Annotated in this window: 15 protein-coding genes; 3 read left to right on the top strand and 12 right to left on the bottom strand. The window is 60.2% G+C overall.

Annotated elements, in window-relative coordinates:
- Positions 1 to 84: 84 nt before the first annotated feature.
- The 5 genes from HKK55_RS18930 to HKK55_RS18910 all read right to left on the bottom strand — a co-directional run bounded on the left by HKK55_RS18930 (position 85) and on the right by HKK55_RS18910 (position 8,175).
- Positions 85 to 3,117, bottom strand: a complete 3,033-nt coding sequence (locus HKK55_RS18930) for a multidrug efflux RND transporter permease subunit (protein ID WP_169356071.1) — start codon at positions 3,115 to 3,117, stop codon at positions 85 to 87.
- Positions 3,114 to 4,286 carry an efflux RND transporter periplasmic adaptor subunit gene (locus tag HKK55_RS18925; protein ID WP_169356070.1) on the bottom strand — a complete coding sequence of 391 codons (1,173 nt, stop codon included), beginning with the start codon at positions 4,284 to 4,286 and terminating at the stop codon, positions 3,114 to 3,116. Before HKK55_RS18925 ends, HKK55_RS18930 begins: the two co-directional genes overlap by 4 nt.
- Positions 4,287 to 4,551: 265 nt before the next feature.
- On the bottom strand, positions 4,552 to 5,649 hold the full coding sequence (locus HKK55_RS18920; protein WP_169357900.1) for a DUF1513 domain-containing protein: 1,098 nt from the start codon (positions 5,647 to 5,649) through the stop codon (positions 4,552 to 4,554).
- A gap of 2 nt (positions 5,650 to 5,651) precedes the next feature.
- Entirely contained in the window at positions 5,652 to 6,716 is a 1,065-nt protein-coding gene (locus HKK55_RS18915) for an imelysin family protein (RefSeq protein ID WP_169356069.1), read from the bottom strand.
- 31 nt (positions 6,717 to 6,747) lie between these two features.
- Positions 6,748 to 8,175 carry a di-heme oxidoredictase family protein gene (locus tag HKK55_RS18910; protein ID WP_169356068.1) on the bottom strand — a complete coding sequence of 476 codons (1,428 nt, stop codon included), beginning with the start codon at positions 8,173 to 8,175 and terminating at the stop codon, positions 6,748 to 6,750.
- A gap of 137 nt (positions 8,176 to 8,312) precedes the next feature.
- On the opposite strand from HKK55_RS18910, the gene HKK55_RS18905 reads away from it, so the two are divergent.
- Positions 8,313 to 8,876 carry a nitroreductase family protein gene (locus tag HKK55_RS18905; RefSeq protein ID WP_169356067.1) on the top strand — a complete coding sequence of 188 codons (564 nt, stop codon included), beginning with the start codon at positions 8,313 to 8,315 and terminating at the stop codon, positions 8,874 to 8,876.
- Positions 8,877 to 9,035: 159 nt separating this feature from the next.
- Here the strand turns inward: HKK55_RS18905 and HKK55_RS18900 are convergent, their stop codons facing one another.
- From HKK55_RS18900 to gap, 7 genes are all read right to left on the bottom strand, one after another.
- The gene (locus tag HKK55_RS18900; protein ID WP_169356066.1) at positions 9,036 to 11,174 is read right to left on the bottom strand and encodes a methyl-accepting chemotaxis protein; all 2,139 of its coding nucleotides are present in this window, start codon (positions 11,172 to 11,174) and stop codon (positions 9,036 to 9,038) included.
- Between the two features lie 159 nt (positions 11,175 to 11,333).
- Complete coding sequence (locus HKK55_RS18895) at positions 11,334 to 11,735, bottom strand: YbaN family protein (RefSeq protein WP_169356065.1); 402 nt, start codon at positions 11,733 to 11,735, stop codon at positions 11,334 to 11,336.
- 71 nt (positions 11,736 to 11,806) lie between these two features.
- Positions 11,807 to 12,433: a biliverdin-producing heme oxygenase gene (locus tag HKK55_RS18890; RefSeq protein WP_169356064.1), complete on the bottom strand. Its 627-nt coding sequence runs from the start codon at positions 12,431 to 12,433 to the stop codon at positions 11,807 to 11,809.
- A 128-nt stretch (positions 12,434 to 12,561) separates the two neighbouring features.
- Entirely contained in the window at positions 12,562 to 15,147 is a 2,586-nt protein-coding gene (locus HKK55_RS18885; protein WP_169356063.1) for a TonB-dependent receptor, read from the bottom strand.
- A gap of 118 nt (positions 15,148 to 15,265) precedes the next feature.
- Positions 15,266 to 16,234 carry a FecR domain-containing protein gene (locus HKK55_RS18880; protein WP_169356062.1) on the bottom strand — a complete coding sequence of 323 codons (969 nt, stop codon included), beginning with the start codon at positions 16,232 to 16,234 and terminating at the stop codon, positions 15,266 to 15,268.
- A gap of 84 nt (positions 16,235 to 16,318) precedes the next feature.
- Positions 16,319 to 16,837: an RNA polymerase sigma factor gene (locus HKK55_RS18875; protein WP_169356061.1), complete on the bottom strand. Its 519-nt coding sequence runs from the start codon at positions 16,835 to 16,837 to the stop codon at positions 16,319 to 16,321.
- Between the two features lie 193 nt (positions 16,838 to 17,030).
- The gene (gap, locus tag HKK55_RS18870; protein ID WP_169356060.1) at positions 17,031 to 18,032 is read right to left on the bottom strand and encodes a type I glyceraldehyde-3-phosphate dehydrogenase; all 1,002 of its coding nucleotides are present in this window, start codon (positions 18,030 to 18,032) and stop codon (positions 17,031 to 17,033) included.
- 220 nt (positions 18,033 to 18,252) lie between these two features.
- Between gap and edd the strand changes: the two genes are divergently transcribed.
- Together edd and HKK55_RS18860 are read left to right on the top strand one after the other, a co-directional pair.
- Positions 18,253 to 20,079 carry a phosphogluconate dehydratase gene (gene edd, locus HKK55_RS18865; protein WP_169356059.1) on the top strand — a complete coding sequence of 609 codons (1,827 nt, stop codon included), beginning with the start codon at positions 18,253 to 18,255 and terminating at the stop codon, positions 20,077 to 20,079.
- Positions 20,076 to 21,032, top strand: coding sequence for a glucokinase (locus tag HKK55_RS18860; protein WP_169356058.1), 957 nt, complete (start codon positions 20,076 to 20,078; stop codon positions 21,030 to 21,032). The genes edd and HKK55_RS18860 overlap by 4 nt, the downstream gene beginning before the upstream one ends.
- The last annotated feature ends 94 nt before the right edge of the window (positions 21,033 to 21,126 follow it).

The raw sequence follows: 21,126 nt of genomic DNA, 5'->3' as shown, positions 1-21,126 counted from the left end.
TTTGCTCTGCCCCGGGGGTAGGGCAATGTCGGCGAAGCCCGGCTGGTCTGAATACCCAGGTAAATAGGGTGCGATGCTGTCGATTCAGTCGATGTTGTCCGGTTTGGCCATCACGGTGTAGACACAAGGCAACACAAACAGGGTGAACAAAGTACCGATGGACATGCCGGTGGCAATTACCAGACCGATATCGAAGCGGCTGATGGCCCCCGCGCCACTGGACAGGATCAACGGCAAAACCCCCAGCACCGTTGCCACCGTGGTCATCAGCACAGGACGCAGGCGGATCGCCGCCGCCTGCTCTACCGCCTCGCGAGGCGTCAGGCCTTTTTCCTGGCGCAGTTGGTTAGCGAACTCCACGATCAGGATGCCGTGTTTGCTGATCAGGCCGATCAGGGTTACCAATCCAATCTGCGTGTAGATGTTCAGGGTCGACCAGCCCAGGAACAGCGCAACCAACGCCCCGCTTACCGATAACGGTACGGTCACTAGTATCACCAGCGGATCGCGAAAGCTTTCAAACTGCGCCGCGAGGACGAGGGCGATAATTGCCAACGCCAGGCCGAATGTGCCCCACAGAGCATGACCTTCCTGGACAAACTGGCGGGCGGCGTTGCTGTAGTCGAAGGTGTAGCCCGAGGGCGCCTCCTCCTGGGCAATGGCGTTTATCGTGTCGATAGCGTCGCCCATGCCAATGATCGGGAAGCCAGTGATCAGTACCGAGTTCAATTGCTGGAACTGGTTCAACTGCCGTGGACGCGCCTGGTGTTCGGAAATGCTGATCAGCGTGGACAGTGGCAGTAATTGGCCTTTGGCGTTCCTGACGTAGTAGTTGTTCAGCCATTGCGGATTGTCCTGATAGGCCCGCTCGACTTGAGCAATAACCTTGTAATTACGCCCGTCGATGCTGAAACGATTGATTTGTGGTTCAGCCAGTAGGGTTGAGAGGGTCAGCCCCAGATCTTCCATGGATACACCCATTTGTGCCGCCTTGACCCTGTCGACGTCGATCACCACTTCTGGCCGGTCAAAGGCCAGGTCGATGTCCAGATAGGCGAACTTTCCTGAGTCGATGGCGCGCTGTTTGATCCGTTCGGCGACATCCAGTAATGAGCGATGGTCGTTTGGCGTACTGATAATGAAACCAAAGGGCAGGCCTTCGCCGGAGCCGGGCAGGGCCGGCAGGTTGAAGGCGAAGACTTGCAACCCGGGAATGGTATCCAGTCGTTCACTGACCTGCGCCAGCAACTGCATCTGAGTGTGGCTGCGTTCGTTCCAGGGTTTGAGCAGAATACCGCCGACTCCGCTGTGTACGCCCTGCAACCCATTGATCTGGAAGGACGCGGCATGTTCAGGAAGCGTTTTGAACAGGCTGGCGAACTCATCGGTATAGGTGTTGAGGTAGTTCAGGTTGGTGGGTTGCGGGGCGTTGGATAACATGAAAATTATTCCCCGGTCCTCATCAGGAGCGAGTTCCGTAACGGTGAGCTTTATCATCAACGGAATCAGGCAAAAAATGATCGCGGCAAATACCATCACCACTGGCCGGGTGTTCAGCACGTCATGCAGTCGTCGTTGGTAGCGTTGCTTCAAATTATTGAAAAAACGGTCCAGATGCAGGGCCACCGCTTCAGGCTGGTCGGTGGGGCGCAGCAACAGCGCGCACATCATCGGTGACAGCGTGAGTGCCACAATCCCGGAAATCACCACGGCCCCGGCCAGGGTCAGGGCGAACTCCTTGAACAAGGCCCCGGTCAGTCCATCGAGAAAGCTGATAGGCGCATACACGGCGGCCAACGTGACGGTCATCGATATCACGGGCATGCACACTTCCCGAGCCCCTTTAATGGCTGCCTCCAGGGGCGACTTGCCCGCTTCGACATGTCGATGAACGTTTTCCAACACCACAATGGCATCATCCACTACCAGCCCGATGGCCAGGACCATGGCCAGCAGCGTCATCACGTTGAGGGAGTAGCCCATCAACTGCATGAAGAACATCACGCCAATCAGCGACAGAGGAATCGTGATGACCGGAATCACTACGCTGCGCAGCGACCCGATAAACAAAAACACCACCAGGCTTACGATCAACACAGCTTCGAATAAGGTGCTTACCACCTCATCCATGGATGCCTGGATAAAAAGTGTTGAGTCAAAGGCGATCTGGGCTTTCAGGTTGGGTGGCAGGTGGCTCTGCAAGTCAGGCATGAGGCTGCGTATTTCATCGCCCAGTGCCAGGGGGTTGGCTCCTGGCGCGGCCTTGATGGCGATAATGGTGGCGGGTTTACCGTCAAAGCTGCTGAAGGAGTTGTAGTTCTCGGCGCCCATTTCCACCCTGGCGACATCACTCAGGTGTACCACGCTGCCATCGTGGGTTTTGAGCGGGATTGCAGCGAAAGCCTCGGCGGAGTCCAACTGAGTGTTGGCCTGGATGCTGGTGACCACATATTCGCCAGTCATTTCCCCGGCGGTCGACTGGAAGTTGTAGCGACTTACGGCGTGGGTGACGTCGTTGGTGCTCAAGCCGAACCCGGCCAGTTTTATTGGATCCAGCCACAGGCGCATGGCCGGGGCCTGGCTGCCGATGATCTCGACGTTTCCCATGCCCGGCAAGGTCACCAGGCGCGGTTGGACCACCCGTAACAGGTAGTCGGTTATCTGAGCACCGTTCATGTCTTCGCTGGAGAAACTGAGGTACATCAGTGCCAGTGCACTGGCAGCCACTTTGTTCAGCGTGGGGTCTTCCACTTCCTTGGGCAACTGGCTGCGGATTTCATTTGTCTTGGCCAGTAGTTCGGTGAATAACCGATTACTGTCGGCGCCGACCCGCCCGTAGACCGAAATCACTGAAATGTTCTGACGGCTGACAGAGGTCATGTAGTCGATGCCTTCGGCACTTGCCAGGCTTTGTTGCAACGGCTGAGTGATGTAGCCCTGAATTGTTTCGGCGTTGGCGCCCGGGTAAGTGGTGGTCACTGTAATCAGCGCCGTTTCCATCTTTGGATACTGGCGCAAAGGCAGTTTGCTGAAGGCCTGAACCCCAAGCAGCACAATCAAAAGGCTGACCACCAGCGCGATGACCGGGCGCCGAATGAATATGTCGGTAAATTTCATTGTGCGGCGCTCTCCGGACTCGAGGCCGGTGCGGGTTGTCGATGATCGTCTGCCAGGGCCTTGTCGACGCTCACGCTGATGGGCGCGCCGTGAGTCAGCTTGATCTGGCCGGCGGTGACGATCTGTTCACCTTTGCTCAGGCCCTTGGTGATGGCGACTTGTCCGCCACGACGCTCGCCGGTCTCAATCAAGCGTTGTTCCGCGATCAGTACAGGCAGCCCGTTGGCATCAAGGTCCAACAGTCCGTCGACGGTTTTGCGTATGGACACTACAAACAGAGAGTGTCCGTAAAGGCTGTAAGTAATTGCGCTTTGCGGCACCACAAGATGCGTTGGCGGGTCCGCCAGCAGCACCTGCAAACTGGCAAACATGCCCGGCAACAAACGGTTTTGCGGGTTGGGCAAGGTTGCGCGCACTAGCACGTTGCGGGTGCTGTCTTGTACGATGGGGTTGATTGCGCTGAGTCTTCCCAAGAGGTGTTGCCCAGGCAACGCTGAGACCTCGACCCGCACCGATTGCCCGATGGTCATCAGGGGAATCGATTGCTCCGGTACATAGAAGTCGACATAAAGGCTGCTGGTGTCCTGCAAACTGGCGACCACGGTCCCGCTCTGCAAGTAGTCGCCTATGTCGATGTTACGAATGCCGATCGTGCCGCTGAAAGGTGCAGTGAGGCCTTTTTTTGCCAGTGCCGCCTCGTGGTGAGCGACCACCGCCCGGTGACGATCTTTCTCCGCTGCAAGGCGATCGAACTCACTCGCGGAAATGGCCCGGCTGGTCACCAATTGTTGACCTCGGTTGAAGTTCTGTTGCGCCAGGCGCAGTTCCGCCAGGGCGATATCCAACTGCGCCTGCTCTGCCTCGTTATCGAGTTGGAGCAGGGGTTGGCCAGCCTTGACCGGTTGCCCGGATTCAAAGTGCAACTCGGTAACGACGCCTGGAACTTCGATGCTCAGATCAATCCCCTGCAGCGCCTTGAGGGTGCCCGCTGCCGGTATCTCAGCTTGCCACTGTTGTTCTATGGCAGTGGCCACCGCCACGCTGATGGGCGGCTTGGGGGCGTGCAAGAGTTGGAGTTGCTGGTAGATCCATAGCGCCTTGTAACTGGCGAGCATCAGCACCACGAATAGAACGACGCTCAGCATGGTGATCATCTGGCGACCTGGCATGGTTCTGTTCCTTGGGAATGAGTTCGGTCTGGGTAGGGAGGGGGCGACAGTTCAGCACCCGTTGTGCCGATCTGTGGCGCAATTGTCGTGAAGAAGGGGGGCGCACATAAGGCGCAAAGGCTCAGGCTGATGTGGGATGTGTGACCCTCTTAGTAGGGCCATTTCACACACTAGGTAGGAGAATGTAGCGAGGTGTTTTTCAGGCGCTCAGGCAGACACGGCGCTGCTGTACGCGGGTACAGCAGCATTCGGTTCAAGATAGGTATCAGATCAGGTGCAGATGGTTGTCCCACAGGCCCGCTGGCAACTCCAGAGGCTTTGCCACCAGCGGCGACTGTCGGCAATCGTAGAACCGGCAACGACCCTGGCCGGAGGTCACCACAAATCCGTCGGCTACTGCGCCTACGCCAGCACAGTCTGGCAACGGGCCATCCAGGCGCAACTCGCCACTGTCCATGTCCCAGATAAAGAACCGATTGCCCCGTGGTGCCGTCAGGGCCACGAGGCGCAATTCGCTGTGCACCGCGACGCTGGCGGTGTAATGCCCCATGGCCTGCAACTGCTCGTCGGCCACCGGAAACGGCACGAAAGGTTGCCCCGGCCGCTTGATCGCCAGTAACTCTGAACGCTCATGGGACGGCCCCATGAACTGCTGTCCGGCGAGGATGGTGCCGTCACTGGCAATCCCCATATGCCGTACGCTGTTCATCTGCTGGGCCAGGGTTTCCTTGCTCAACAGGGTGCCGTCACGCTGCATCAGCACCAGGCTCGGTTCCATGGCGTTGAGGTTCATCTCGACCCGGCTTTCAGCTTCGGTGCGGATGCCGCCATTGGCCACCACCAGGGTTTCACCGTCAGGCATCCATGACACCTGATGCGGGCCGATGCCATGGGTGGAAAGCTCGCCGCTGTGCACCAGCCGCTCGCCTTCGAATTTGTACACGCCGAGCAAGCCGCGGCCGGGATCGGAGGTGTCGTTTTCCGTGGCGTACAGCCAGTCGCCGCTTTTGTGAATGACCGCGTGGCCATAGAAGTGGCGATTGGCTTGGGAGGTGATGGTTTGCAGGAGCGCACCGTCGCGCAAATCGATCAGGTAGCTCTCGGTACCCGGCCGACGGGCGACAAACAGCGCAATCGGCAGCGTCGGGTGGTTGATGATGTCGTGGCAACGCTGGCCGACCTGGGTGGCAAACACTGGTTTGCCGTCCAGGTGGTAGCCCACGGCGTAGTGCTTGCCATCACCGTCATCGCGCGCCGAGAGCAGCAGCGGGCTTTTACCCTTCTGCTTGAACAGCGTCCAGCCACCCAGCGTGATTGCACTGAGCAGCACGCTGCCGATGGCCAAAGCCTGTCGCCTGAGCATCATCAGTCACCGTCGTTGGCGTTAAAGCCCAGTTGGATGCCCAGCGCCTTGGCCAGCTCGCCTTCGTGCAGGCGGTGAACCACGTTGAGGCTGTCATAGAGATCGTTGAGTTGCTGGCGTCCGGCGTCATCGGCCAGCAATTCATTCAGCGAACGCTGGTTGCTGGCGAACAGTTTCAGGGACGCTGCATAAGCGGCATCGATCTTGTCGGCCAGTGGCTTCTGATCGGCTGGCAGCAGGCCGCGCAGGCCCTTGTTGTCGACGCCGACCCACACGGTCTGGGCCGCCGCAAGGCTGGCTTCCAGGCTCTGCAGGGACGACTGGCTGCGCCAGGCATCGGCCTGGAACGGCTGAGGGATACCCTTGCTCTGGCGGCCCATCGGGGTGCCGAGTTTTTTCTTCAGGGTGTCGAGGGCGGTCACCTGGACGCGCAGCAGGTCGGCGATGGCTTCGTGGGAATCAGCGTAGCGCTGGTTCGGAAACTTGGTCATCTGCGCGAGCATGCCGTCGGTGGTGTTCCAGCGCGACAGGATCTCCTCGGCGAGGACTTTCTGCCGTTCGCCAATGGCCATCAGCAATGGACAGTAACGGGCTTTCTGCTCGGCATCAGCCAGGTCGACCTTGGCGTCATACAGGATGTATTCGTAGGCGGACAGGCCCTGCACCACGACGCTGGACTTGGCGAGCGCGGCGGCATCGATCTGAGGCTGAGCAATGACCAGTTGCTCGACCTGACGCCCCACCAGGTTTTTCTTGTCCGGCCAGAACTGTACCTGCCACGACCGGTTGCCTTCAGCCAGTGGGCCGATCAGCAGTGGTTGCAACTCGGCCCAGGCCTTTTGCGCATGCAGGAAATCAGCGCGGGCGGTCTCCAGGGTTTCCTTGCCTTGGCAGTACGCCAGGGCGCTGACGGCCAACTGGCGGTCGGCGTCGACCCAGCGGCTGTAGGTCGGCAGGATCACTTGTTTGGCGATGGCCGCCGAGGTCACCGCTTGCGGGTCCTGGGGCGAACAGGCGCCGAGCGCGAGAGCGGCCAGGCTGGTGAACAACAACTTGGGACGGAACATGTCGAGCTCCCTTCTGTAATTGTGACAAAGCTTATAGAGAATTCAGGAATGCCAGCAATGCGGCGCGCTGCTCGGCATTAAAAGACAACACATGTTGCTGCGCCGCCTGGGCTTCACCGCCGTGCCACAGCACGGCCTCCATCAGATTGCGGGCGCGGCCGTCATGTAAAAACTGGGTATGGCCACTGACGGCTTGCGTCAGGCCAATGCCCCACAACGGCGGCGTGCGCCAGTCGCGGCCACTGGCCTGGAATTCGGTACGGTGATCAGCCAGGCCTTCGCCCATGTCATGCAGCAGCAAATCGCTGTAGGGGCGAATCACTTGATTGGCCAATTCGGGTTCGGCGGTATTTTGCGCGGTGGTGAATGTTGGCGTGTGGCACGACTGGCAACCCGCCTGGAAGAACAGGTTTTTCCCGGCCAGCACCTGCTCGGCGTTGACGTCACGACGGGCCGGTACCGCCAGGTTACGGATGTAGAACAGCACCAGGCGCAGGATGTTATCGCTGACTTCCGGTTCGCCATCGGGACCATTGCCGTTAGGCGCCTGTTTGCAGGCCACTTGGGCATCGGTGCAGTCATCGAACGGTCTCAGGCTAGTGGTCAGGCCCATATCACCAGAAAACGCGTGAACATTTTGTTGATTGAGGTTCGGTTGCCCGGCTTTCCAGCCAAATCGGCCGAGGACAGTTTTTTGCTGGGCGTCGTCCCAGACCCAGTTTGGTCGGCCAATCACGCCGTTTTTATCCGGCTGGGTGGCTGCGTTTTTCAGGATGTCGGCGTCGGAGATGGCTTCGAGCAAACCCAGGCCGATCATCGGCGGAGCCACGCGGGCGGAGAAGCGTGTGTCGGGGTGCATTGGCCCATAGCCGAGTTGGGTGATCTGCAGCGTCGGTTTACGCAGTTCGACTGCGGTGCCGTCCTTAAAGCCCACGTTCACCGGCGTGTAGTCGACCCGCACTTTGCCTTCCGGAGCGACGCCGGGCACCGCCATGTCCTGCAATTGGCCGCCGTAGACCGGCTCGGGAACAATCCCCATTTGCTCGATGACCTTAGCGTAGGGCGGTGCATCAGGAATCGACAGGCGCACCAGCATCGACACGGCGTTGGGCGCGTCAGGTAGCGGCGGATGGCCACGGCCATCCTTGATATGGCAGTTCTGGCAGGCGTTGGTATTGAACAGCGGCCCCAGGCCGTCCCGGGCGGTGGTGGTAGACGGTGCGATCACCCAGGGGCTGCGGAAGAAGCTGTTGCCGACGCTGAAGTCCAGGCGCCGGGTGGGTGCCAGGTTGGCTGATGGCAGGGAGAATGCGTTCTGGTCGGTCTTTCTCACCGTCGTACCGCCGCCGCTCCGCGCTTCACCCGGCTCAGCCTTGGTAAAGCGTGGCGCGTCATCACACGCACTCAGGCACAGGGCCATCAAGCATGCAGATAGACGAAGGGGTAGCGTACAGCGCATCAGCAATCCTGTGGAGGGGGAAAAATAAGGTCGCAAAGTCTAACAGGGCAGGGCTGATTGAATAAGAGCAATTATCGTTTGGTGGTATCCGATTCAATCCCGCTAGAATGACCGCACATTCTTTTCTGGAGGTGGCCATGCAGGCTCTCGACGCTTTGCTCAACCGTGTTTCCGTGCCGCGACTGCTGGAACCGGCCCCTACCGCCGAGCAGCGCGAGGTGTTGTTCGCGGCAGCCATGCGTGCGCCCGACCACGGCCAACTGCGGCCTTGGCGCTTTTTGACGGTGGAAGGTGCGGCCCGCGAACAGATGGGCACGTTGCTGGCTGAAGCGGCTCGTTTGCAAGATTGCGACGCTCCTCAGGCCGTGATTGACAAGGCACTGGCAGGCCCATTGCGTGCGCCGTTGGTCGTGGTGGTGATTGCCCGACTGCAGGAGCACTTCAAGATACCCAAGTCCGAACAGCGCCTGGCAGCGGCCTGTGCTGCCCACGGCATTCTGCTGGCGGCCTACGCCCAGGGGATCGGTGCGGTGTGGCGCACTGGTGAGCTGTCCTACTCGGCCCACGTCGCCAAAGGCCTGGGGCTGACCGCTGGTGAGGAAGTGATTGGCTTCCTCTATTTGGGCACCCCACAGAACCCGCCGCGGACGGCGTCGAAGGAAGACCTGACACCGTTTGTCAGCGCCTGGACCGGTCTGTAAAACACCGCTGATCTAATGTGGGAGCGGGCTTGCTCGCGAAAGCGGTGTGTCAGCCAAACATCTAGCGACTGACACGACGTATTCGCGAGCAAGCCCGCTCCCACACAAGTCGCACCGCCGCTCCCACATTTGGATCTTCATGGTGCTCAGCTCAGGGCATCACACCCGAAACTGATCCATCAGCTTCATCTGCTGGCTGGCCAGCGCATTGAGTTGACTGCTGATGGCCGCCGACTCGGTGGCCTGGCTGGTCAGGGTTTCGGTCACGGTGCGGATCGCCGAGACGTTGCGGTTGACCTCTTCGGCCACGGCGCTCTGTTGTTCGGCGGCGCTGGCGATTTGCAGGTTCATGTCGCTGATTACCGTCACCGCGTCGCTGATCTTGCCCAAGGCCTGCACCGCCTGTTGAATCTGCCCTGCGTTGTTCTGCGCCTGGCTCTGGCTTGAATGCATGGTTGCCACCACGCCACGGGTGGCGCCCTGGATGCGTTCGATCACCAGGCGAATCTCTTCCACGGAATCCTGGGTGCGCTTGGCCAGGTTGCGAACCTCGTCGGCCACCACCGCAAAGCCCCGGCCACTTTCCCCGGCCCGGGCCGCCTCAATCGCCGCATTCAATGCCAGCAGGTTGGTTTGCTCGGCGATGCTGCGGATGACTTCCAGCACCGAACCGATCTGCTCACTGTTGACCGCCAGGGCTTCGACTTCTGTCACGGCTTTGCTGACTTCCTCGGCCAGGGTGGTGATGTCCCGCGTACTGCGTTCGATGATCGACAGGCCTTCGCGGGCCGATTGATCGGCGCCGCGGGCGGCACTGGCGGCGTTGGACGCACTGTTGGCCACGTCGTGGGCGGTGGCGCTCATTTCATTGGAGGCGGTGGCCACCTGATCGATTTCGCGGAACTGCACTTGCATGCCTTCGCTGGTCTGGCGGGCGATTTCCGAAGATTGGTCAGCGGTGCCGCGCGCCTCGGTGATGCTCTGCTTGATCTGGGCGATGGTCGGTTGCAGCTTGTCGAGGAAGCGGTTGAACCAGTTCACCAGTTCCCCCAGCTCGTCTTTTTTGCTGTAGGTCAGGCGTTGGGTGAGGTCGCCGTCCCCGCTGGCGATTTCCTTGAGCATGGCGGCCACGCTGTTGATCGGCCGGGTCACACCGGTGGCGGTCAGCCAGATCAGCAACAAACCGACCAGGCCGGCGGCAGCACCGACCAGCAAGGCTTTCAGGGTGCCACTGGCCTGGGCCTGGTCGAGCACGCCTTGCAGCTTGACCGAATCGGCCAGCAACACTTGCTTGGGCAGTTTGATCACCACGCCCCAGGATTTGGCATCGGCAATCGGCTTGACCGGGTACACGGCGCGGATCATGTCGTCTTGCTCGCGAACCTTGTGGGTGTCACTGGCCAGCAGTTGCACGATTTCTCTGCCTTCACTGCCGAGGGTATCGACGAGGTTCTTGCCGACCATCTCCGGCTGGCCGCTGTAGCTGGCGATCAGCCCGGTGCCGGAGAGAATTTCCATGATCCCGGCGCCGTCGAACAGCTCTTGTTGCGCCGCGTTGGCTGCCGCTTGCAGGGAATCGAGGGCGAGGTCGATACCGACCACGCCGATCACCTTGCCGTCTGCCAGCAGTGGCAGGGAGATGGTGGTCATCAGCATCGATTTGCCGGCCACTTCGTCGGCGTAAGGGTCCAGCAGGCAGGTGCGTTGGGTATCTCGTGGGCAGGTGTACCAGATGTTGTAGGGCGTACCGCTGAGGTTAAGGGTGGTTTTGGTCAGGTCGTCTTCGACGATCACCGTGTTCAGTCCCTGGCCGCCAGCGCGGCTCCAGTAACTGGAAAAACGTCCGGCTTCGTTGGAGCCGCGAACCTTGTCATTGACGAAGTCGCTGTCCTGGCCATCCAGGCCGTTGGGTTCAAACGACAGCCAGATGCCCAGCACCTTGCTGTTGCGCTCGAAGGCAGTCTTCAGGTTCTGGTTGAGTTCTTCACGCAGGGCGCCAGCGGGCAGTGACTGTTTGCGAGCGAGGGTGCGCAGGTCTTTGATCTGGTCGGCAAGGGCGGTGACGACCAACAGGCTTTCACCGAAGGTTTTCTGCACCTGTACCGCTTGTTCGGCGGCTTTCGCCTGGAGCAGGTTTTCCACACTGGCGGTGAGCATTCGCGAGCTCGATGCACTGATCAGTTCGTCGTTCTGATTGGCCTGATAAATATTCATGCTGACAATCAGCGCGATCACCCCCAACAGGCAAAGACCGGACAGCAGCACGATTTTCAAGCGGATGGAAAGGGAGTCGAACATAGGATTACTCGCGAATGGACTTATTGGTATGCAAGCAGTGCATGGCCAAGTCCATTCGGCGCCTTGCCCGGAACATCGGCGCGGGCGGCCAATTCATTAGAGGAAGGCGATGAACGGTAGGGCCGTAGCCGCTGTCGAGGCTACAGAGATAGGTGCCAATCAGGAGATAGGCGCCAACGCCTCAGGCCGTGACCAGATCCACAGGTTGCCCAGGCTCATCCCAGCAATGGCCAGGTAGATGGGCCAGCCATGTTCCAGCATCACCAGCATCAAGCCGGCGCAGAGCAGCATGCTCACGGTGGCGCTGATCTTGGCTCGGCGGGCGATGATTTTGCCGTTGCGCCAGTTGGACAGGATCGGCCCGAATAACCGGTGGTTTTCCAGCCAGGCGCTCAAGCGCGGCGAACTCTTGGTGGCGGCCCAGGCGGCCAGCAGGATGAATTCGGTGGTGGGCAGGCCCGGTACGACAATCGCGATCAAGCCGATACCCAGACTGACATAGGCCAGCAGGCCGAACAGCAGGCGCGCGGTTTTCGAGCGTGAAAGGGTAGGTCGAGTCATGGCCAATAATATGAGGTGAGTGTCCGGTCGCCATCAGCGACCGGTTGTTGCACGGCCATGGCCGCTGTTACTTATGCAGGCTGAGGGCTGGTGGCGCGTTTTCCAACGGTGCGCAACAACAGTTCCAGACGTGCGAAGGCATCTCTGGAAGCCTGGTCCACCTCGGCTTCCTCTTCGGCACTGAGGGGCAGGTTGTCGAAGATAGCATTAAACGCTTTCCAGCCTCGCATGCGGCCACCTTCGGGTTCTGCCAGATGACGGGCACCGTGGGTTTCGCTGAAACCCAGGGCAACCGCTTGCTTGAAGAGGATGGCGGCACCCAGCTTCGAACCTTCCGATACCCGGATCCAGGCCAGGGCCTGAGCCTTGGACGGCGCTTGTAGAGCGCCTGGAACGGCTGCTGGAACCTGGGCGCCCAAGTCGACCAGATCGGCTTGGGCGGCCTTTACCCTGCAGCGTTCAGGCAGGTCGGCAAACAGTTTGACCAGTTCGGGGTCGTGGTACAGCGCCTGGATTTCCGACTGAAACAGGTACTGCATTTGCACGAAACGGGTGAAGCCGGGAAGGGTGTCGGTGGGGGCCCATTCGCCGACGGTGTCCTCGAGGCTTTTGTGTAGGTCTTGGGTCAGTTCTCTAACCCGCTGGGAGCGCAGGAGAGGGGTTTGGCTGGCTTCGGTGGTCGGGTGTTGGGGAGTCATGTGATCGTTCCTGGAGAAGTCGAGGTGCTCGGTGACAAGTGCTTATGAACTAGACGAACAAGAAGACGCGCCACCGTAAAAAATCCTCACTGCGCCCGTCACAAAACTGGCGCAGTGGTGTGCAGGGTTTAGATATCCCAGATCAGGTTGATCGCAAAGTTGCGGCCCGGCTGAGTCAGGCGGTCCAGGCTGGCAGGGGAAGTCACGCCCGCTTCGCCGACGCCGTCGTAGCTGCGCACGTCATCCCAGTTCCAGTATTTCTTGTCGGTAAGGTTGTACAGGCCACCGTTGATGGTCACCTCGTCGGTGACTTTGTAGAAACCGGTCAGGTCCACCACACCAAAGCCTGGCGTCTTGAACGGACCGTTGGTCTTGTTGCCGTCGGGTGCGAAGAAAGTGGTGTTGTCGACGCGGTCCTGCTTCTTGACCAAGGTCCAGCTGACCAGCGCTCCATACTGTTCCTGCTCGTAACCCAGGCCGAATACGCCCTTGAGCGGGTTGACGCTGTTCAGCGGCTCGCCGGTGTCGTCATTGCGACCGTGGGCGTAGGCAATCGAACCTTGGGTATACAGACCGTGCGGCGCACCCAGCGCATCGAGGTTCAGGCGGCCTTTGACTTCCACGCCCTTGATGGTGGCGTGCTTGATGTTGTTGGCCTGGAAGGCTTCAACGGTAGCGCCCGGAACAGAGGCGTCTTCGTTGATGAAGTCGCGGTACTTGTTATAGAACACCGCTACATCGAAGTTACCGGACTCGAAGTTGCCGCGTAGGCCGGTTTCGTAGCTTTTGCTGGTTTCCGGTTTCAGGCCGGAGTTGGGCTCGACAACGTAGCCCACGTCGAGGTTTTCAAAGCGACCATACAAGGCCTTGGCCGACGGGGTGCGGAAGCCTTCGGCGTACTGGCCGAACCAGGTGTATTGCTCGGTCAACGCGTAGGTCAGGCCGAACTTGGGCGATACGCGGTGCCAGGTTTTCTTCTCGTCGCTGACAGGATCGGTGCCGTTCGGGTTGACGGTATTGAGGAACTCCTGGGTCAGCTTGGGCTTGAGTTGCACGTAGTCGTAGCGCACGCCGGGCAGGAAGGTCCAGTCATTCCAACTGATCTGGTCCTGGGCAAACAGGCTGTAGCTGTTGATGGTCGGGTCCGGGAAGTCGCTGGACTTCTTGACGCTGTCGGAGGCGGACGGGCTCGGCGCGCCGATAGCGGTGCAGCCTGCGCCCACGGCCAGGCAAGTGGCGCCGCCTTCGCGGGAACCGGTGACTTTCTGCTGCTTGAGCGTGGTGCCGTAGGTCAGCAGGTGGTCGGTTTGGCCGATGTTGAAAGCCTTGTCCAACTGTGCATCGAATACCCACTGCTTTTCTTCGTAAAGGGTATCGCGGGTGCGCAATACCTTACGGGACGGCTGGTAGATTTCCTGGGTGGTCTGGTCGGTCTTGGCGATCTGGTAGTTGAGGCTGGTCTTGATGTGATCGGCAATCGGCGAGTCGAGGCTGAAGCTGTTTTCTATACCGAAGCGCTCGCGGGTGATGGTGTCGTTACCCTTGCGCCCGCGATAGAAGTTGAAGCCTTGCCCGGCGTTGAAGGGACCGCCCACCGCACTTTTCTGATTGATGTCTCGGTCGTCCTTGTACTTCTCGTAGGTCAGGCCCAGGCGGTTGTCGTCGCCATAGTTCCAGCCCAACTTGGCCAGTACGTTGGTGGTGCGCGCATCTTCCGGGTTGGCGCCGGTGCGGGCCAGGCCGTTGGCATTGTTGCCATCGTAGGACTCGGTTTCATGGCCATTGCGCTGGCTCAGGTGCAGCAAACCGTCGAAGTCCTGGACACGGCCAGCGACGGTGCCGGAGGTCAGCCAGCTTTCGTCGGCGGAGCTGTAGCCGGTCTTGAGGCGTGCGCCGAAGTCCTGGCCGGGCTTGATGATGTCGTCGGGGTCGAGGGTGAAGTAGCTCACTGCGCCGCCGATGGCACTGCTGCCGTACAGCACCGAGGCTGGCCCGCGCAGGATCTCCACGCGCTTGACGATTTCCGGGTCGACATAGTTACGGCGGGTCTTGGCGTAGGGGCCGTTGAAGAAGTTGTCCGGCACTTCGACGCCGTCCACCTGGGTCAGGATGCGGTCGCCGTCGATACCGCGAATGTTGTAGCCGGCGTTGCCCGAGCGGCTGCCGGTGCCACTCACCGAAACACCGGGCTCGTAACGTACCAGCTCACGGATGTTGTTTACGTTCTGGCGGTCCAGCTCTTCACGGTCATGCACGGTGACAGTGCTGGGCACGCTGGTCACGTCCTGCTCCTGGCGGGTGGCGCTGATGGTCACTTGTTGCAGGTTGAGGGTGCTGCCGGTGGCGCGTTTTTCCAGGACGATGTTGTTATTGCCCAGTTTGCGATAGCTCAGGTTGGTCCCCACCAACAGCCGATCCAGGGCTTTTTCCGGTGTCAGCGAGCCGCGTGCGCCTGGGGAGGAAACACCCTGGGCCAACTCCGCGGGCAGGCCGACTTGCCAGCCAGTCACCGAGGTAAAGGCATTGAGTGCCGAAACCAGGGATTGCTGCTCGATGCTGAAGCTGTAGTTGCCATGGCTGCGAGTGGCAGGCTCGGTGCCGGTGGCGGCCATGACCGGTGCGACCTGGCTCCCCGCCAGCAAGATGGCGGCAGTCAACAGGGATAAGCCGTGGCGACGAGCGGGGGAAGAGGACCGATTGAAACGAGAGGACATCGAGAGCGCTCCGGAAGGTACGAATCTTATAGTTGCGAATCTGAATCAAATACGAATCAGTTGCATTGGCTATAACTAGACGTACCGTCGTTGGCTATCGAGTAAAAATAATTCTCATTTAGTTGATAATCACCAGCGCCGGGTATTCCGAGAGCTTGGCCGAGGTGATGTGGGCCAGGGAGCGCACCACGTCCAGCGGCTGATCGAGGCGGTAATTGCCGGTGACGGCGACGCTGGCCAACTGCTCGTTGTTGTTGACGATCCAGCCGGGGTAATAGCGGCGCAGTTCGGCCAGTACTTCACTCATCGGGCAGTTTTCGAAGACCAGCCGGCCCTGGACCCAAGCCAGGTCCTTGCTGGCATCCAGACGGGCAGGTTGGCCGAAACCCTTGGGGCCGATGCGAATGCTTTGGCCGGCGCTCAGGCGCACCCGGGCGTCGTCGAAGGTGTTGCTCAGGTCGACGTCACCGCGTTGCACCTGGACCTGGGCTTCGCCATTGAGGTAACGCACGGCGAAGGCGGTATCACTGACACGGGCCCGCACGGGGCCGGCATCGATTTCCAGGGGCAGCTCGCGATTGGCCACCACTTCAAAAAACGCTTCGCCCTGATACAGGCGGGCAATGCGTTGATGGTCATTGATGGTGCTGGAGAAGGCGGAATTGGTGTTGAGCAGGACTTTCGAGCCATCGTCCAGTTGCAGGCGCTGGCGCTCGCCCACCACGGTCAGGTGGTCAGCCTGCAAGCGTACCGGCAGGTTGCTGAAACTGAACAATCCCAGCAACAACACGGCGGCGGTGGCCAAGGGTTTCCAGTGCGGCTTGATACGGCGCCAGGCGCTGGGCTTACGGGGCGCGTTGAGGGCCACGGCGGCACTGTGTACCGGCGCGCCACCCCAGGCGGCCTGGGCTTTGGCGAAAGCCTCAAGGTGCGCCGGGTCGCTGGCCAGCCAGGCTTCGAACTCGGCCTGTTGCCCGGGTTGCGGGCACTGCAAGGCGATCAGCCAGTCGAGGGCTTGGTCCATGGCCGTATCTTGCAACACCTCATGAGCCAGCTCATGGGGCTGCAGTTTATTCGGGTCCGTCACGGTGTTCCTCGGGTCTTCGCCCACGTTTTATTCAATCGTCTTGCAGTTTGAATCGACACTGCTGTCGGCTTTTTCCGACAAAGCTTAAGGGCGATCCAGCCGTTCGGCCACACCCACACAGATGGCCATGATCAATTTCAGTTCCTTTTGCACGGTACTCAAGGACACATCGAGCTGATCGGCGATTTCCTGATAGCTGCAACCGTGCAGGCGGCTGAGGATGAAAATCTGCTGCTGGCGCGCGCTCAACTGACCGAGGCTGACACTCAGGTGTTCCAGCAATTGCTCGGCCTGGGTTGCGTCTTCGGGGGTGCTGACGGGAGAGGCGACGCTCTGCAGGATGTCCATGGGTACATCTTCCTGCAACGTGCGGGCTTGAATCCGACGCGAGCGCAGGTGGTCCAGCGCCAGGTTGCGGGCTGTCTGGTAGACGAAGGGCTCGAGGTGGTCGATCGGTCTTTCACTCAGGGCCCGAGTGACACGCAGGTAGGTTTCCTGCAACAGGTCCTCGGCGGTGCTGTGGTTATTCACCATCCGCTGCAAGGTGCGCAGCAGAATGACCCGTTGGCTGAGGAAGACTTGATTGAAGCGAGATTGGCTCACAGTGATACCAGACCGATTTGCAGCGAATGATAATGCTTATCATCAGCGAAAATGGCAAGTGGCACTTTGAGCGCTTGCACCGATCCCTGTGGGAGCTGGCTTGCCTGCGATGGCATCAACTCGATCTAACTGACAGACCGAGTCGCCTGTATCGCAGGCAAGCCAGCTCCCACAGAGAATCACCCTTGCGGGGTTATTCGGCGTTACACAGCGCCAGGCAGTTATCCAGCATCCGGTTGGAGAAGCCCCACTCGTTGTCATACCAGGCCAACACCTTCAACAGCTTGCCGCTGGATTTGGTGTGGTTGGCGTCGAAGATCGACGACAGCGGGTTATGGTTGAAGTCACTGGAAACCAGCGGCAGGGTGTTGTAGCCAAGAATTTTCGAGTGCTGGCTGGCCGCCTTGAGCAGGGCGTTGACCTCATCAGCGGACGCTTCGCGCTTGAGTTGGACGGTCAAGTCCACCAGGGACACGTTGATCACCGGCACGCGAACGGCCATCCCGGTCAGCTTGCCCGCCAGCTCCGGCAGTACCAGGCCTACCGCTTCGGCGGCACCGGTCTTACTCGGGATCATGTTCTGGGTGGCCGAACGGGCGCGGTACGGGTCGGTGTGGTAGACGTCGGTCAGGTTCTGGTCGTTGGTGTAGGCGTGGATGGTGGTCATCAAGCCGCTTTCGATGCCCAACTCGCGGTGCAACACCTGAGCAACCGGCGCCAGGCAGTTGGTGGTGCAGGAAGCGTTGGAAATGATCTGGTGGGATTGACGCAGGATGTCGTGGTTCACACCGTAGACCACGGTGGCGTCAGCGCCTTTGGCCGGTGCCGAAATGATCACCTTGCGCGCGCCAGCGGTAATATGGGCTGCAGCCTTGGCACGGTCGGTGAACAGACCGGTGCATTCGAACACGACGTCGATCTTCTCGGCAGCCCAGGGCAGGTCGGCCGGGTTACGAATGGCACTGACGGCAATCCGGTCGCCATTGACGGTCAGGCTTTCCTGATCGTGGGCGACCTCTGCTTCGAAAGTGCCGTGGACGGTGTCGTATTTGAGCAGGTGGGCATTGATCGAACTGTCGCCAAGATCGTTGATGGCGACGATCTGCAAATCCTGACGGTAACCTTGGGTATAAAGTGCGCGCAGGACGTTACGGCCGATCCGGCCAAAACCATTGATTGCGATTCGAAGTGTCATTGGAAAGCGCCTGTCGTCGATTTGTTGTAAGAATTACAAGATTATTCGCATAAAAATAGAAAACAAGCCTTTTTAGTGGCAATATTTTGTTCAATCTACAACGAGTGACCTGAATCAACTGGTCCGATGGGTCAAATAACACTCTGCCATCCCACGTGCAGCGGCGTTTGATCAGCATAGACATACAGGTCGCCACATCCGTTAGCCTGGAGTTCTACACATGCATCCCCGCGTACTTGAGGTCACCGAACGGCTTATCGCCCGTAGCCGCGCCACCCGTGAGGCCTACCTTGCACTTATTCGCGGTGCTGCCAGCGACGGTCCGATGCGCGGCAAGCTGCAATGCGCCAACTTTGCCCACGGCGTGGCCGGTTGCGGTACCGAGGACAAGCACAGCCTGCGGATGATGAACGCCGCCAACGTGGCAATTGTTTCTTCATATAACGACATGCTCTCGGCGCACCAGCCGTACGAACATTTCCCCGAGCAAATCAAAAAGGCCCTGCGCGAAGTCGGTTCCGTTGGTCAGTTCGCGGGTGGCACCCCGGCCATGTGCGACGGCGTGACCCAGGGCGAGCCTGGTATGGAGCTGAGCCTGCTGAGCCGTGAAGTCATTGCGATGTCCACGGCGGTAGCGCTGTCCCACAATATGTTCGATGCGGCGCTGATGCTGGGTATCTGCGACAAGATTGTCCCGGGCCTGATGATGGGCGCCTTGCGTTACGGCCATCTGCCGATGATCTTCGTACCGGGCGGGCCAATGCCGTCGGGTATCTCCAACAAGCAGAAGGCCGACGTGCGCCAGCGCTACGCCGAAGGCAAGGCCACCCGTGAAGAGCTGTTGGAATCGGAGATGAACTCCTACCACAGCCCCGGCACCTGCACTTTCTACGGCACCGCCAATACCAACCAGTTGCTGATGGAAGTCATGGGCCTGCACTTGCCGGGCGCGTCTTTCGTCAACCCGTACACGCCGCTGCGTGACGCCCTGACCCGTGAAGCCGCGCAGCAGGTCACCCGCCTGACCAAGCAGAACGGCTCGTTCATGCCGATTGGCGAGATCGTCGACGAGAAGTCCATCGTCAACTCCATCGTCGCCCTCAACGCCACCGGCGGTTCCACCAACCACACCCTGCACATGCCGGCCATCGCCATGGCGGCGGGTATCATCCTCACTTGGCAGGACATGGCCGACCTCTCCGAGGTGGTGCCGACCCTGTCCCACGTCTATCCAAACGGCAAGGCCGATATCAACCACTTCCAGGCGGCGGGCGGTATGTCGTTCCTGATTCGCGAGCTGCTGGAAGCCGGCCTGCTTCACAACGACGTCAACACCGTGGCCGGTCATGGCCTGAGCCGCTACACCCAGGAACCGTTCCTGGTGGAAGGCGAACTGGTGTGGCGTGAAGGCCCGATCGAAAGCCTCGACGAAACCATTCTGCGGCCTGTGGCTCGGGCGTTCTCGCCGGAAGGTGGGTTGCGGGTGATGGAAGGCAACCTGGGTCGCGGGGTGATGAAAGTCTCCGCTGTGGCCCTCGAACATCAAATCGTCGAAGCTCCGGCCGTGGTGTTCCAGGATCAACAGGACCTGGCCGATGCCTTCAAGGCCGGCCAGTTGGAGAAAGACTTCGTTGCGGTGATGCGCTTCCAGGGCCCGCGCTCCAATGGCATGCCGGAACTGCACAAGATGACGCCGTTCCTCGGTGTGTTGCAGGACCGTGGCTTTAAGGTGGCGTTGGTGACAGACGGGCGGATGTCCGGCGCCTCGGGTAAGATCCCGGCCGCGATTCATGTCAGCCCTGAGGCTCAGCGCGGCGGTGCGCTGGCGCGCGTGCGAGATGGCGATATCATTCGTGTGGATGGCGTTAAAGGCACCTTGGAGCTTAAGGTGGACGCCGAAGAATTTGCAGCGCGCGCGCCTGCCACGGGCCTGTTGGGCAATAACGTGGGGGCCGGTCGCGAGCTGTTTGCATTTATGCGCTTGGCCGCAAGCTCCGCAGAGCAGGGCGCCAGCGCCTTTACGTCTGCCCTGGAGAGTCTTAAGTGAAGCTTGCGCTGGTCGGTGACATCGGCGGTACCAACGCCCGTTTTGCGTTGTGGCGGGATCAAGCCCTGCACTCGATTCGCGTCCATGCGACAGCGGATCATGCCAGCCCCGAGGAGGCCATCCAAGCCTACCTCAAGGAGGAAGGCCTGGCGCTGGGCTCCATCGGTGCGGTGTGTCTGTCGGTCGCCGGGCCGGTGAGCGGAGATGAATTTAAATTCACCAACAATCACTGGCGGCTGAGCAAAACTGCCTTCTGCAACACCTTGCAGGTGGATGAGCTGCTGCTGGTCAACGATTTTTCGGCCATGGCCCTGGGCATGACCCGCCTGCAGCCCGATGAATTTCGCGTGGTCTGCGAAGGCACGCCGGAGCCGTTGCGCCCGGCAGTGGTGATCGGCCCGGGCACTGGCCTGGGCGTGGGCACCCTGCTGGACCTGGGCGCCGGGCGCTGGGCTGCATTGCCGGGGGAGGGCGGCCATGTCGACCTGCCCCTGAGCAGCCCGCGAGAAGCGCAACTGTGGCAGCACATTTACAACGAGATCGGCCATGTCAGCGCCGAAACCGTACTGAGCGGCGGCGGTTTGCCGCGTTTATATCGGGCGATCTGTGCGGTGGACGGCCACACGCCGGTGCTGGAAACCCCCGAAGCCGTAACGGCGGCGGGTCTTGCTGGCGATCCGGTGGCTCTGGAAGTGCTGGACCAGTTCAGTATCTGGCTCGGCCGGGTGGCCGGTAACAACGTGTTGACCACGGGCGGTCGTGGTGGGGTGTATATCGTTGGGGGCGTGATCCCGCGGTTTGCCGACTTCTTTATCAAGAGTGGTTTTGCCAAGAGCTTTGGTGACAAAGGCTGCATGAGTGACTACTTCAAGGGCATTCCGGTGTGGCTGGTAACGGCGCCGTATTCTGGGTTGACCGGGGCAGGTGTCGCGCTTGAGCAGGCGTTTGCGTAGTTCTGCCCCCAACCCTGTAGCCGCTGCCGAAGGCTGCGATTGCCTCGAAGAGGCACAGGTTCTTGAAATCGTTGAAGGCCTTTGGCCTTATCGC

The sequence above is a fragment of the Pseudomonas sp. ADAK18 genome, assembly GCF_012935695.1.
GTDB lineage: Bacteria > Pseudomonadota > Gammaproteobacteria > Pseudomonadales > Pseudomonadaceae > Aquipseudomonas.
The sequence above is the reverse complement of the archived record's forward strand: the minus strand, read 5'-3'. Positions and strand labels throughout refer to the sequence as shown.

Coding starts and splice junctions, on each gene's coding strand:
- HKK55_RS18930 (WP_169356071.1), bottom strand. CDS start 3,117: ATGAAATTTACCGACATATTCATTCGGCGCCCGGTCATCGCGCTGGTG.
- HKK55_RS18925 (WP_169356070.1), bottom strand. CDS start 4,286: ATGCCAGGTCGCCAGATGATCACCATGCTGAGCGTCGTTCTATTCGTG.
- HKK55_RS18920 (WP_169357900.1), bottom strand. CDS start 5,649: ATGCTCAGGCGACAGGCTTTGGCCATCGGCAGCGTGCTGCTCAGTGCA.
- HKK55_RS18915 (WP_169356069.1), bottom strand. CDS start 6,716: ATGTTCCGTCCCAAGTTGTTGTTCACCAGCCTGGCCGCTCTCGCGCTC.
- HKK55_RS18910 (WP_169356068.1), bottom strand. CDS start 8,175: ATGCGCTGTACGCTACCCCTTCGTCTATCTGCATGCTTGATGGCCCTG.
- HKK55_RS18905 (WP_169356067.1), top strand. CDS start 8,313: ATGCAGGCTCTCGACGCTTTGCTCAACCGTGTTTCCGTGCCGCGACTG.
- HKK55_RS18900 (WP_169356066.1), bottom strand. CDS start 11,174: ATGTTCGACTCCCTTTCCATCCGCTTGAAAATCGTGCTGCTGTCCGGT.
- HKK55_RS18895 (WP_169356065.1), bottom strand. CDS start 11,735: ATGACTCGACCTACCCTTTCACGCTCGAAAACCGCGCGCCTGCTGTTC.
- HKK55_RS18890 (WP_169356064.1), bottom strand. CDS start 12,433: ATGACTCCCCAACACCCGACCACCGAAGCCAGCCAAACCCCTCTCCTG.
- HKK55_RS18885 (WP_169356063.1), bottom strand. CDS start 15,147: ATGTCCTCTCGTTTCAATCGGTCCTCTTCCCCCGCTCGTCGCCACGGC.
- gap (WP_169356060.1), bottom strand. CDS start 18,032: ATGACACTTCGAATCGCAATCAATGGTTTTGGCCGGATCGGCCGTAAC.
- edd (WP_169356059.1), top strand. CDS start 18,253: ATGCATCCCCGCGTACTTGAGGTCACCGAACGGCTTATCGCCCGTAGC.